The organism is Flavobacterium fontis (assembly GCF_900129405.1).
Taxonomy (GTDB): Bacteria; Bacteroidota; Bacteroidia; order Flavobacteriales; family Flavobacteriaceae; genus Flavobacterium; species Flavobacterium fontis.
The window spans coordinates 102357-115773 of record NZ_FQVQ01000003.1 but is presented as its reverse complement, the minus strand read 5'-3'; the positions used below and the strand labels follow the sequence as shown (position 1 = coordinate 115773).

Below are 13417 nucleotides of genomic sequence, written 5' to 3'. Positions count from 1 at the left end.
ATACGTTTTTTTGTGCAGGGATTGTGAGGGGGACCTACCTAACGGCAGGCAAGCAGAAGCCAAGTGCCGTGCTCGGCGGATAGGGCCCCGAAATTTAAAATTCCTAGGTAGTAAAAAACAGGACGGGGCTCGCCTAAATAAAAAAAGCACCTCGTGAGAAGTGCTTTTTTATGAATTAACCTTTTTGAGGAATTATTTAAGACTTGCTTTCAAATATTCGCGGTTCATGCGGGCGATGTTTTCTAAGGAAATTCCTTTTGGACATTCGATTTCACATGCTCCAGTATTGGTACAATTTCCGAATCCTTCTTCGTCCATTTGACGTACCATGTTCATTACACGCTGTGTAGCTTCGACTTTTCCTTGGGGTAACAAAGCGTATTGCGATACTTTGGCGCCCACAAACAACATCGCAGAACCGTTTTTACAAGTGGCCACACAGGCACCACAACCGATACAAGCCGCAGCTTCAAATGCTTTGTCAGCATTCTCTTTAGGTACTGGAATTGTGTTGGCATCGATGGTACGGCCTGAGGTGTTTACTGAAACGAAACCTCCTGCTTGTTGGATACGGTCGAAAGCACTGCGATCTACCACCAAGTCTTTGATGATTGGGAACGCGCGGCTTCTCCATGGCTCTACATAAATAGTATCGCCATCTTTAAACATACGCATGTGCAACTGACAGGTGGTAATTCCTGTATCTGGCCCGTGTGCACGTCCGTTGATAAACAGAGAGCAGGAACCGCAAATTCCCTCACGACAATCGTGATCGAACGCTACAGGCTCTTGTTTTTGAGATACCAATTGTTCATTCAATTGGTCTAACATTTCGAGGAAGGAGCTGTCGGTAGAGACGTTATCCAACTTATAATCGACCAATTGTCCTTTGACGTTTCCATTTTTTTGACGCCAAATTTTCAAGTTTATATTGATGTTCTTTTTAGAAGCCATGTTTCAATTATTTATAGTTTCTCGCTGCAATTTTAATATACTCGTATTTCAGCTCTTCTTTGTGAAGTTCTTCTTTGCTAATGTCGGGGCCTTTGTATTCCCAAGCACTCACAAAAGCATAGTTTTCGTCATCGCGAAGCGTTTCCCCTTCAGCGTCTTGGTACTCTTCACGGAAGTGACCTCCGCAAGATTCATTACGTTCTAAGGCGTCCATCGCCATCAACTGACCCAATTCAAGGAAATCGGCCACGCGAAGTGCTTTTTCCAATTCTTGGTTCAACTCATCAGCGCTTCCTGGAACGAAGACGTCTTTGTAGAATTCTGCACGTAACGCATCTATTTCGCTGATGGCTTCTTTTAATCCTTGCTCATTTCGTCCCATTCCGACTTTATTCCACATGATTAATCCTAAGCGTTTGTGGAAATAGTCAACGGTCTTGGTACCATTATTCGACAAGAAACTGTTGATTTGGTCTTTTACGCGTTTTTCTGCTTCGTCAAATTCAGGCAAGCTTGTTGAAATTTTACCGGTACGAATATCGTCGGCCAAATAGTTGGAAACCGTGTAAGGTAATACGAAATACCCATCGGCCAATCCTTGCATCAAAGCAGACGCTCCAAGTCGGTTGGCTCCGTGATCGGAGAAGTTGGCTTCCCCTGCTACGAAACAACCTGGTATAGTCGACTGTAAGTTGTAATCTACCCAAACACCTCCCATGGTATAGTGTACCGCTGGATAAATTTTCATCGGAGTTTCATACGGATTCTCGTCGGTAATTTTTTGGTACATGGTAAACAAGTTACCGTATTTTTCTTCCAACCATTTTTTACCTAAACGGGTAATTTCTTCGGGGGAAGGATTATGATTTCCAGACGCATAGGCGGCTTGCTTCCCTTTGTTTTGAATTTCTGTAGAGAAATCCAAATACACCCCTTCATTGGTGTCGTTTGCTTCAATACCATATCCCGCATCACAACGCTCTTTGGCAGCGCGAGAAGCTACGTCACGGGGCACTAAGTTTCCAAACGCCGGGTATCTTCTTTCCAAGAAATAATCTCTATCTTCTTCTGCAATTTGCGTGGGTTTCAATTGCCCTGCGCGAATGGCTTCTGCATCTTCTTTTTTCTTTGGCACCCAAATACGACCTGAGTTACGGAGAGACTCCGACATCAATGTCAACTTGGATTGATTGGTTCCATGTACAGGAATACACGTTGGGTGAATTTGTACGAAACAAGGATTGGAAAATAAGGCGCCTTGTTTGTGTACTTTCCACGCTGCCGTTACGTTACTTCCCATCGCATTGGTCGACAAGAAATATACATTCCCATATCCTCCAGAAGCAATAATCACCGCGTGAGCAGAGTGACGTTCGATTTCACCTGTAACTAAGTTGCGCGCAATAATCCCACGCGCTTTCCCGTCAACTTTAACCAAATCCATCATTTCGTGACGGTTAAACATTTGTACGCGTCCCAATCCGATTTGACGTGACAAAGCAGAATAAGCTCCTAGCAACAATTGTTGCCCGGTTTGACCCGCTGCATAGAATGTACGCTGTACTTGCGTTCCACCAAAAGAACGGTTGTCCAACATCCCACCATATTCACGAGCAAAAGGAACCCCTTGAGCTACACATTGGTCGATGATGTTACCCGACACTTCCGCCAAACGGTGTACGTTGGCCTCGCGAGCACGATAGTCGCCTCCCTTAATGGTATCATAAAACAAACGGTACACAGAGTCTCCGTCATTTTGGTAGTTTTTGGCAGCATTGATTCCCCCTTGTGCCGCAATGGAGTGCGCACGACGCGGTGAATCTTGGAAACAGAATGCCTTTACATTATACCCCATTTCTCCTAAGGAAGCGGCCGCAGAAGCACCTGCCAATCCAGTACCTACCACAATAATGTCGATTTTGGGACGGTTATTGGGCGCTACTAGCTTTAAGTTATTCTTGTGATTGGTCCATTTTTCTGAAATGTGACCTTCCGGTATTTTTGAATCTAACTTCATATCGTGATGTTGATTATTTTAAGAAAAAATGAATGTAAACAGGAATCGCAGCAAACAAAGCAGGAACCAAAATAGCGAAAGCAGTTCCGAATGTTTTGATGATTGGCGTTAACTTACGACTGGTTACGCCCATCGATTGGAACGCACTTTGAAACCCGTGTAATAAGTGAAATGCCAAAACCAACATGGCCAAAACGTATAATCCTGTAGCGGCCATTCCCCATTTTTTATCTTTAAACAAATCGATGGTGATTTTGTACAAGTCTTTTTGTCCAATAAAAATGACTTCACCGTCTTTTTTGTTGTAAACGGTAGTCAAATCACGAACCGCTAAGTCGTATTGACCCATGGATTGTGTTTTTATATCTTCTAAGATTTTTGTACCAAAGCGTCCGTTTTCATCAATTTGGAAATAGGGGTTTGGCGACTCTTTCGTTCCCACAGCCACGCGCTGTTTTCCACCCATACCTCCGTTTATTTCCTTCACTACAATAGGCATGTTTTCATCAAAATGCATACGAGCCCAGAAATTAGCCATGTGGGTTACAATAAAAACTAAGATTAAGGTACCCAACACCGCCATGTTGCGAGACGCCAAGCTACTACTCGCCGACGCATTCACTTTGGCATAGCCTACGGGACGAGCCGCTTTATTCTGAACCGTCAATAAAATACCATCTACCGCATGGAAAATGATGGAAATGTAAGTAAGGTAAGAAAGAATTTTTACCGCTGGATTGGTCGTCATAAACAACGCATAATCGTTGAAATGCTTGGCATCACTGAAAATCAACTGGAGATTCCCCAGCAAGTGACCGACCAAAAACAAGCATAAAAATAAACCCGTTAGCGCCATCCAATATTTTTTTGCAATGGAGGACTTCAGAAGTGCAGATTTTGCCATAATTTTTATTTGATTGTAATAGTTTTTTAAAAAATCAAACAAAAATAAGGGTTCTTGCAGTTAACTACAACCTTTTCGCACTAATTTATAATGAATTTAAAAAGCGTTTAGGGGACTGCAAAAATGAAAGGAAATCGACAGCAAAAATAGGAATACAAAAAAAATAAACGCTTATTTTTCAAAGGTTGGAAGCAAACCCCGCAACCCCATATCAACTACCGTTTCGCCTGCTGCAGGTTCAAACTTTCCATCAGACACCACTTCAACCCATTCAAAACTGTTGTTGTTGGACAATGAGAGCGTGAGTTCAATATCGCGAGTTTCGTTGCCTGTGATTTGTAATGCTACGGGAAATTTCCCTGTAACCACACATGACCCCGCAGGGATAGGTGAAGTGGCCGCTAAAGGATTGGGTACCGTGGTTGCTCCGGCAGGAGCTTGGCCAGAAGATGAATATGGGAAATCATTTAACGCAAACGCCCAATACCCTTGCGTCCGATTGCCATCGACAGCGAAAAAATTATTCCCTATGGCATGGCTTGTAATGTAGGTGTTATACCCCACAAAACTTGCCAAGGTTCCCGCATAATCAGCACCAGCATGCCGAACAGAAATCCCGTAATTTTGATACGATAATGAAACGCGAACCCACTCGTAGGTCCCTTGTGCCAAGGTGCGTAAGGGTATTTTTAGAAAAACCGCTCCTTCGGCAACGATCTTTGATTGATTAAAGTCAATAGCCGTCGCTCCGCCAGCATTGGTTTCAGGCGCATGATAAACCACCAAGCCTTGTCCCAATTGTGTATTGGCGTTTTGGGCTAACTCCAAATAATGAGCTCCAATGGTGTTGAATGTAGGCGATTGTGCTGCATGTCCCGAAGGAACCGCCGCCGGTTGCCCCAAATTGTTTAAGCGCACTTGATTAGGGTCAAATTGAAACCGAACCACTAAATACGGTTCTGCAACCGTTTCTTCCTGATCACAAGAGTAAAAAGGTACAAAAACCAATAGAGCAATCCCAAAAGCGATCCATTTTTTCATACGTAGAGCATTTACCTTCTAGACGAAACTAGTACGTCTTTGTTACATCCTCATCGATAACGAGAATAAAGTCGGCTTTATTGTAATGCTCCGCTTCGAGTTTTCCCACATCCTTTTGCTCTACCGAAGCGATGGTCATAATTTTCACCCCCGGTTGATATGTTTTTAAATACCAATTAATGCCGTCAAAATTATCAGAATGGTACGTGCCGTTGAAATGTAAAAAAACCGTCCCCGGTTGTAGGTTCTTTGCAATAAAGTAGCCCATCGTTGCATCTTTGGTGGCTTGGGCTTTGGGCATGTTCGGACTCGTTCGTTCGCCCATCATTTTCATCATATTGACATACCCAGGCAAATTTGCATCATAAGGCATAGGCAACGGTGCCATCCAGGATTTTTCCTCAGCAGTCAATGTTTCCAATACCTCAAATCCTTTTTTGGCTACCATCGAAGCATACCGACGAGGAATGTTGGTCGCCACAAACGTTATCTTCTTTTCTTTGGCAAAATCCAACAACGGCTTATAATCGGTTTCATAATTAACCCACAACCGCGCTGTACTGTCCAGTTGTTTTTGTGTAATACTATCGGCCAAATACCGATTCACCGCGAGTTGATTGTCGGCTTCAAACATTTCGGCACCCATCACCAAAGGCTTTATTTCGGCCAAATCCTTGGTCAATTCCAATTGCAACCAATGACAAATCGCATTGTTATGGTATTCACCAAACAACACCACTTCGGTAGCCGCGGCAGCTTTTAGCATTTTGCTATACGTTACCTTCTTCCCTTTTTTATCATACAATTGATACGCGGGCTTATCTTGTGCCTGCAAAGAAACACCAAAAAGCAAGATTAGAATAAAGACAACCTTTTTCATAGATTTATTTTTTTCTAAAAGTACACTTTTCGCTTCATTTCCAAAAATTGCCTAATATTGAAATCGAATTTCGAAAAAATCTAAAATAACGCCATTGGTCTACGAATCGCTTTAGACTTATCCGTAATTTTGATAAATCATTTTCAAATCTTCAACTAAAAAAATCTTCAACTCAAAGAATATGAAATACCATGCTATCGACCGCGAACTGTTTATCGCCAACCGCGCCAAGTTTACGGCACAAATGAAACCCAATAGCGTTGCCATTTTTAACTCCAACGATATTTATCCCGTATCGGCCGACAGCACATTGCCTTTTGCCCAACACCGCGACATCTTTTATTTATCGGGTGCCGATCAAGAAGAAAGTATCTTGTTGTTATTCCCCGATGCGCCCTATGCACATTTACGTGAGATTTTGTTTTTACGCGAAACCAACGAACATATCGCCATTTGGGAAGGGGAAAAACTAACCAAAGAACGCGCATTTGAAGTTTCAGGAATCCGTAACATTGTTTGGTTGCAAGATTTCCAAAAAACGTTAAAAGAAGTGATGACCTACGCCGACACGATTTACATCAACACCAACGAACATTACCGTTCGGCCGTAGAAACGCAAACCCGCGAAGATCGTTTCATCAAATGGTGGAAAGAAACCTATCCCGCGCACAAAGTCGAGAAATCCAACCCGATTTTACAGCGCTTGCGTTCGGTAAAAGAAAACCAAGAATTGGCCCTAATGCAAACGGCTTGCGACATTACCGAAAAAGGGTTCCGTCGCATCTTGAACTTCGTGAAACCCGGCGTGATGGAATATGAAATCGAAGCCGAATTTGCGCACGAATTCTTGCGCAACCGCTCCAAAGGTTTTGCCTACACCCCAATTATCGCGAGTGGCGCCAATGCCAACGTGCTGCACTATATCGAAAACAACCAAGAATGTAAGGCCGGCGATTTATTGCTTTTGGATGTGGGTGCCGAATACGCCAATTATTCCAGCGATTTGAGTCGCACGATTCCCGTTTCGGGTCGGTTCACCGATCGCCAACGCGCAGTGTACAATGCGGTTTTGAAAGTGAAAAACGAAGCAACCCAACTGTTGGTTCCGGGCACGCTTTGGAAAGAATACCATGTGGAAGTGGGTAAAATCATGACCTCCGAATTGCTCGGCTTAGGCTTGTTGGACAAAGCCGATGTGCAAAACGAAGATCCTGCATGGCCTGCCTACAAAAAATATTTTATGCATGGCACTTCACACCATCTGGGCTTAGACACCCACGACTACGGTTTGTTGCACGAGCCGATGCAACCCAATATGGTGTTTACCGTCGAACCCGGCATTTACATCCCCGCCGAAGGTTTCGGAATTCGCTTAGAAGACGATGTAGTCATCCAAGCGAGCGGCGCACCGTTCAACCTCATGCGCAACATTCCGATTGAAGCGGCAGAGATTGAATCATTGATGAACGGGGAATAGTATACAGTCGCAGTCGCAGTGAACAGTTTGTTTGCGGTGAAAAGTTTATAACTGCACTAATGAATTTAGACGGCCTTTTGGGCCGTTTTTTTTATGCAGCAACAACGCCCTGCATTTATCGCGCAAACACCCGCTTTCCGCGCTATCTGCCGTAGAAATTTAGTTGTCAAATCAACAAAAGAGAACGGCAGGATAGCTTGCTGCAATCGGGGCTGAATACAAGTGTTGTTTTGAATTATAAATTATGAGTTATGAATTATGAATTGGGAGTTAACTACTAATAAGACGGTGTAATTTTTTAATTGAATGTTTAGTTCTCTTATTTTTGCAATCAACTATGGCACAAATCCAGTATAAAAATATCACGATTGACTACACCGCTACGGGCAAAGGTACTGCGGTGGTGTTGTTGCATGGTTTTTTGGAAAACCAAACCATGTGGCAGTATTTGGCTCCCGTGTTGGCAACCAAATACCGCGTGATTACGATAGATTTATTAGGTCATGGCAACACCGATTGTTTGGGCTATGTGCACACCATGGAAGACCAAGCCGATATGGTGCATCATGTGTTGCACGAACTCAAAATCCGGAAATCGGTCTTGATTGGGCATTCTATGGGCGGTTATGTAGCGTTGGCGTTTGCCGAACTCTATCCTGACAATGTAAAAGGATTGGTATTACTTAATTCCACCTCCCGCGCCGACAGTGACGAACGCAAATTGAATCGCGATCGTGCCATTGCAGCAGTGAAGCAAAACTATACAGCTTTTGTGCGCATGTCGATTGCCAACTTATTCAGCGAAGACAACCGCGAAAAATTAGCCGAAACCATCGAAAACGTCAAACTCGAAGCGTTAAAAACTCCTTTGCAAGGCATTGTCGCCGCTTTGGAAGGCATGAAAATCCGAAACGATCGCGAAGTACTCTTGCATTTTGGCCCGTATCCTATTGCTTTGATTTTGGGTAAAAAAGACGGCGTACTTCCGTATGACGATAATGTCACCCAAGTTGAAAATACGCGCGTGCAACTCACCTCCTTCCCCGACGGCCACATGAGCCATTTGGAAAACCAAAAAGCCTTGGAGAAAACAATTGTAAGCTTTTTGAAGGGGATCTAACTTTTCAAAATAATTTCAATCGCTTTTTCCAGCAATTCATCTCGTCCTTCGCGAATCCCTTGAATTGTGGGTTTACATTCCACATCGGGTACAATTCCAATGCGTTGTGTTTCTGTTCCATCCGGATAATATACCCCAATTCCCGAAATCATGGTCATGACACCCCCCGGCAGATACAATTTGGAAACATTGCCATCAGCGCCAGCCGTGGTACTCCCGATAATTGTCACATTGGGCGCAGCCCGCAAGGCCATGCAGTGGTATTCGGCACTACTTTGGGTTTCTTCATTCAACAAAACCACTATTTTACCGGTATAGGCTTTAGCATTCGATTTCCCCACAGGCGTTCCTTTGCGATAAACAAATAGTCCTGGTTGCTCGATAGAACCTTCAGAGAATTTGGCAAAATCCACTTTTTTTGGATAGAGATAATTCCCCAATTTAAACAGAATAAATTCGGAAGGATAACAGCGAAAATCAATTACTATTCCCTTTTTATCTTTGAAATTTTCCATGATTTTTTCGATTTCACCTTGCTTCAATGTTCCTGGGTAGAGATATCCAATTTGAGGGTCAAGGATTTTTGAAGAAGGCGTTGTATCGTCATAATAAAAAGTAGCTTCGGTTGGCGCTTTTAATTCCAAGTAGGTTCCTTTCCGTTCAACCGTAAGAGGAAGTTCGACCTCATTCGTTCGCAATAAATCGCGTGCCATGTTTCGAAATTGCGTGGGAACATTGGAAGCAGGAAACTCGGTCTTTCTTCGCTGTACCCAATCGTTTATAGATTCTCCATTAATTGCAACAATAACATCGCCTTTGTGTAAAAGTGGTGTTTTTTGATGGTCAGCCACTACCACAAATTTTCCTTCTACATAATCCAATTCAACCTGAACACTTTTGTCTCCTTTGTATTTGAATAGCGTTTCGTCATATCCCCAGACATCCGCGTGAGAGTCTTGAATTTTTCCAATCAACGTTTTCAACAATAGCTTATACTTTAATTCATCCGTGGGCTGAAGCAGTTGAGGGATAAATTCAGGCAGTACTGTATCCCACTTTTGATCGGTCAAATGCGTATTGGGAAAAAAATAGTGGACAGCATTCCAAAACCGAAATAAAGCCAACAATTTATACCCCGAATCGTTCCATGGCATCAAACTGTACTCCAATTCATTTTCAAAATTTGGATTCCCCACCGTTGGATACATACTTACATAATAGTTTTTATGAATCTCAGCTTGGTTGATTTGAACCAAAAGTGATGATAAGGCTTCCCCCAACAAAGCGGTATCCCGAATCCACTCGTTTTGCGGGAGGGACTTTACCGAATCGGCTTTAGGTAATTTTTTTCTAATCATTTTAAATGGACCAAGAGCATCGATCTTTTGCGCTAAACGAGACGTAAAATCCGTTGCATTAATCAACGGCAACATCCGAAACAATTCATAATCCCAATGCACCGTTCCTGAAGCCACTTTAGGATGATGGTATTTGACAAAGCCCCAAACTTTACCAAGGATTTCTAAATTTTTAAGTTGTTGGGGCGTTGGATTTTCCAATTGAAATTGCGAACCAGCATCAAATTCGATGTCTTTTTCAATTGGCGTTTGTTCGCGCAGGGTTACTTGATCTATGGGAGTTCCATCAATAGTGACTTTAAGTTGGTCAATCCACACAATACCTGTTCCGTTTAAGATACCGCCCACGTAAATCGCATTGGTCTCTGGAATATATTCTTGCCGAATGGTAAATGACTTCCAATCGTTTGTGCCTTGGTATTTTAAATAGGACTCATCATGATACTTTAGTTTGATTTTATCGCGATTCATGCGCACAAAAAGACTGGCTGAACCCGATACATTTTCTGTTTTTATCCATCCTTCTACCCGAATGGTTTTTCCCGAAAAGCATGCGGGTATCTTTAGATAGATAGCGCCAAAACTGTTGGTTTGATTGCCAGAATGAATCCGCACACTTTGTTGTCCCGAATAAAAAACTTGCGTATCAGTAGCCACTTGGTAGTCGCCCCAAACCCCTACGTCTTGCGGTATCGTTTCGGAACTACTCTTTTCAAAATCAAAATTGTATTTCGTTAAATTTTGGGCATTTCCTATACAAGCAAACGCCAACATAGTAAGTATACTGTTTTTCATGGTGTTGGTTTTCTGACACAAACCAACTGAATCGAGAATAGGCTACCAAACGATTTAACGCAGATTTACATTTTTTAAGAAGATTTAACGCAGCTTATATTTTCTCCCTAAACGGAATTTCAGGATTAAAAATCTCCGCCAATAAGGTTGCTAATTCCTCCAAATAGGCCGCAAGGATTTCGGGAGTGACTTCGGTTTGAACTTCTTTATCCGCTTTGAACTTAAACGGTAAAAATCCGCTTTTTAAATTTTTAAACGAAATGATTCCTACCTCCATGGGTAAGCCTTTCGCTTCTTTTTCATAGAGAAAAGCATAAGCCAAAACCTGTATAATTTTGTCGTTTTTGATGTCTTCGGTCAATCCCTTCCAGGAAGAAAGTGTTACGGATTTACCCTCTACTTTTCCGGTTTTGTAATCGATAATGCGCACACGACCGTCCCGTAGTTCGATGCGGTCAACATTCCCGCCAATTTTAATGGGAAAGGGCAACTTTGGATGCACAAATTCACGTTCAAACCCTTGTTCCAAAGCCAGAATTTGCACTACTTCGCCTTTTTTTAGCGATTCGAGTTCGAGCTTCAAAAAATTAAATACATTGCGCTTTGCCACTTCAAAAGCCAGCAAATTCCGTCCTTTTTGGATTTCACCTTCTTTGTAAACGTCTTTAAATTTCTCTACAACTTTTGCTTCGATTTTCGAAAAACAAGCTTCGATATCATGAACCGTTAAAATTCGACCGATAAAAGGGGTATATAAATCTTCTAAAACAGCATGTATAATCGTACCCAACGTATTGACCGCAATATTTTCTTCGACCTCCTCGGCCTCTGAAATGCGCAATAACCGCTGGAAATAAAACCGTATCGGATTCCGCACATAATTGGTTAAGGAAGAAGGGGAAAAGTATTTTTCGGTGGCTATTGCTTTCAATTGGTGCATCACCGCTTCATCTTTGGGTACCACCATGGGTTCGTAAGCAATTTGGGGCACTTCAGGATGGTATTGTTCAAATATCAATTGGTGTTGGGGTTGCTTTTCTACTTCCAATTGCGTGATAAAACGGCTGCGTTCTCCCGCGTCGAGTCCTTCTGAATCGGAATTGTACAGCAAATACACATTTTTGGCACGCTGCAACAAGTGGTAGAAATGATAGGTATAAATGGCGTCTTTTTCTTTGTAGGTAGGCAAGCCGTATTCGCGCTTCACATCATACGGGATAAAGGAGTTGTTGGACTTCCCTGAAGGAAATTTCCCTTCATTAACCGATGTGATAATCACGGTTTCAAAATCGAGCACACGACTTTCCAGTACCCCCATTATTTGGAGTCCTTCGAGCGGCTCACCTTCAAAAGAAACTTCGGCCAAATCGACAATCTGTTTGTACAAAGCAAAAGCCGTTTCGGGTTGGTTATCCACAGGATGCTGCTCAAAATACGAGATGAGTTTGTTGACAATTTTGTACAATGAATACAAAAAGGCATTGGCAATTTTCTCGTCGTTTGACGTGTAATTCAATTGCGCTTTAATTTCCAGCAGCAACGTTGCTAAGTTTTGAAGCACTCCCGAAGCATGAGCCTCCCATTTTTGAAAAAGGAGTTGAAAAAGCGCTGTAGGCGGTTTCTCCAATAAGGTAAACAATCGATTCTGAGGAATAAACGTGACGTTATTTTGTCGTACATATTTCAATAAAACGTCGGCTTGAATATAGGGTTCAACCAGCGGATGTGTAATGACATCTAAAACATCCCGAAAATAAAATACATACTGTTGGGGATTGCGTTGTTGTGCATTGAGGTGCATTTTAAACCATTTGTGCGCCAATAGTTGAGCGGGATTGTTTTTGCTCGAATACCCCATGGTGATATTCAGGGCAGGAATTGAAGCGGGGAGGTTGTACAAAATAGGCACTAATAAACTCTCTTCTCCCAAAACTACGGCACAATCTTGCAAGGCGGTATCGGGATGGTCTTCCAGATGTTTTTCTAGAATACTTCCCACCAATTTAGCCTGCCCAATAGATTTGGAGGTTCCGATTACCGTGATTTTTTTAGCCTCTTGAAACTGTGAATACACGTGCTGAAGCGGCTGTGTTTTGTAGTGGGGCCATTCTTTCAAGTACCGGCGTAAAAAAAGTCCCGCATCATGCAGTGGATCTTCCAAAAATGCGCGATCGGCGTCCCAATACACCGTAGCACGATCGGCGGCCATTAATTGTTGCACGATAGTTTCCTCGGCTTTGGTCAAGGCATTAAACCCAACAAAGCAGTACTTACGCGCTGAGGAATGTTGTATAAAATGGGGAAGATTGGCGACGGCTTCACGATACATAAGCCCTTGATACCCTCGTTTCTTATCGCGTAAATGTTGGTAAAACTCGTGGTAATACGACGGCAGTTTTCGCCAAAAAGCCAAATGACGTTCGATCAAAGCAGTATGTTTGTCGACACTTACCGACCAGTGTTCAATTTCTTTGATGTTTTCGAGGTAGGTGAGAATCGTATTGGGATTTAACAAATAGCGGTCTATTTCATTGAAATCCTGTAATAATGTTTTAGCCCAAGGAGCAAAAGATTCAAAAGGTTCGGGCTGCTCGGGCGTTAACCGACCATATACCGCGTAAAATTCAAATAATAATTCGATAGAATCCAAAGCGGTAATTCCTGAAACTTCTTGGACAAACGTTTCAATACTGATGATTTCAGGGGCCACTAAGGGAACCTTGGTTTGGGCTTTCAATGCATTGATCAAAAAAATGCGGGCACGTTTGTTGGGAAGAATAACCGTTAGGTTTTCCATTTGTTGGCTATGCTCCTCTAAAAGTTTGGCGGCGATATCGAAGAGAAAGGTGTTCTTTTGCATGCTATAAAAAT

At 42.6% G+C, this 13417-nt stretch carries 9 protein-coding genes; 2 read left to right on the top strand and 7 right to left on the bottom strand.

All coding sequences use genetic code 11. The features are described 5' to 3' along the window. Positions 1-192: 192 nt before the first annotated feature. The 5 genes from BUC17_RS03990 to BUC17_RS03970 form a co-directional block, all read right to left on the bottom strand. Positions 193-954, bottom strand: coding sequence for a succinate dehydrogenase/fumarate reductase iron-sulfur subunit (locus tag BUC17_RS03990; protein ID WP_073361850.1), 762 nt, complete (start codon positions 952-954; stop codon positions 193-195). Positions 955-961: 7 nt separating this feature from the next. Then, a complete protein-coding gene (locus BUC17_RS03985; RefSeq protein WP_073361848.1) occupies positions 962-2971 on the bottom strand; it encodes a fumarate reductase/succinate dehydrogenase flavoprotein subunit in 2010 nt (669 codons plus the stop codon). 13 nt (positions 2972-2984) lie between these two features. After that, entirely contained in the window at positions 2985-3875 is an 891-nt protein-coding gene (locus BUC17_RS03980) for a succinate dehydrogenase cytochrome b subunit (protein ID WP_073362063.1), read from the bottom strand. 171 nt (positions 3876-4046) lie between these two features. Next, on the bottom strand, positions 4047-4916 hold the full coding sequence (locus tag BUC17_RS03975; protein WP_073361846.1) for a hypothetical protein: 870 nt from the start codon (positions 4914-4916) through the stop codon (positions 4047-4049). A 28-nt stretch (positions 4917-4944) separates the two neighbouring features. Next, on the bottom strand, positions 4945-5796 hold the full coding sequence (locus BUC17_RS03970) for a ChaN family lipoprotein (RefSeq protein ID WP_073361844.1): 852 nt from the start codon (positions 5794-5796) through the stop codon (positions 4945-4947). 181 nt (positions 5797-5977) lie between these two features. Between BUC17_RS03970 and BUC17_RS03965 the strand changes: the two genes are divergently transcribed. Both BUC17_RS03965 and BUC17_RS03960 read left to right on the top strand, forming a co-directional pair. Next, positions 5978-7273: an aminopeptidase P family protein gene (locus BUC17_RS03965; RefSeq protein WP_073361842.1), complete on the top strand. Its 1296-nt coding sequence runs from the start codon at positions 5978-5980 to the stop codon at positions 7271-7273. Positions 7274-7610: 337 nt separating this feature from the next. Next, positions 7611-8393: an alpha/beta fold hydrolase gene (locus BUC17_RS03960; protein WP_073361840.1), complete on the top strand. Its 783-nt coding sequence runs from the start codon at positions 7611-7613 to the stop codon at positions 8391-8393. On the opposite strand, the gene BUC17_RS03955 is transcribed toward BUC17_RS03960, so the two are convergent. Both BUC17_RS03955 and BUC17_RS03950 read right to left on the bottom strand, forming a co-directional pair. Beyond that, on the bottom strand, positions 8390-10546 hold the full coding sequence (locus BUC17_RS03955) for a S41 family peptidase (RefSeq protein WP_073361838.1): 2157 nt from the start codon (positions 10544-10546) through the stop codon (positions 8390-8392). The two genes, BUC17_RS03960 and BUC17_RS03955, sit on opposite strands and share 4 nt — an antisense overlap. A 94-nt stretch (positions 10547-10640) precedes the next feature. After that, the gene (locus BUC17_RS03950; protein WP_073361836.1) at positions 10641-13406 is read right to left on the bottom strand and encodes a PD-(D/E)XK nuclease family protein; all 2766 of its coding nucleotides are present in this window, start codon (positions 13404-13406) and stop codon (positions 10641-10643) included. Positions 13407-13417: the final 11 nt, after the last annotated feature.

Coding starts and splice junctions, on each gene's coding strand:
- BUC17_RS03990 (WP_073361850.1), bottom strand. CDS start 954: ATGGCTTCTAAAAAGAACATCAATATAAACTTGAAAATTTGGCGTCAA.
- BUC17_RS03985 (WP_073361848.1), bottom strand. CDS start 2,971: ATGAAGTTAGATTCAAAAATACCGGAAGGTCACATTTCAGAAAAATGG.
- BUC17_RS03980 (WP_073362063.1), bottom strand. CDS start 3,875: ATGGCAAAATCTGCACTTCTGAAGTCCTCCATTGCAAAAAAATATTGG.
- BUC17_RS03975 (WP_073361846.1), bottom strand. CDS start 4,916: ATGAAAAAATGGATCGCTTTTGGGATTGCTCTATTGGTTTTTGTACCT.
- BUC17_RS03970 (WP_073361844.1), bottom strand. CDS start 5,796: ATGAAAAAGGTTGTCTTTATTCTAATCTTGCTTTTTGGTGTTTCTTTG.
- BUC17_RS03965 (WP_073361842.1), top strand. CDS start 5,978: ATGAAATACCATGCTATCGACCGCGAACTGTTTATCGCCAACCGCGCC.
- BUC17_RS03960 (WP_073361840.1), top strand. CDS start 7,611: ATGGCACAAATCCAGTATAAAAATATCACGATTGACTACACCGCTACG.
- BUC17_RS03955 (WP_073361838.1), bottom strand. CDS start 10,546: ATGAAAAACAGTATACTTACTATGTTGGCGTTTGCTTGTATAGGAAAT.
- BUC17_RS03950 (WP_073361836.1), bottom strand. CDS start 13,406: ATGCAAAAGAACACCTTTCTCTTCGATATCGCCGCCAAACTTTTAGAG.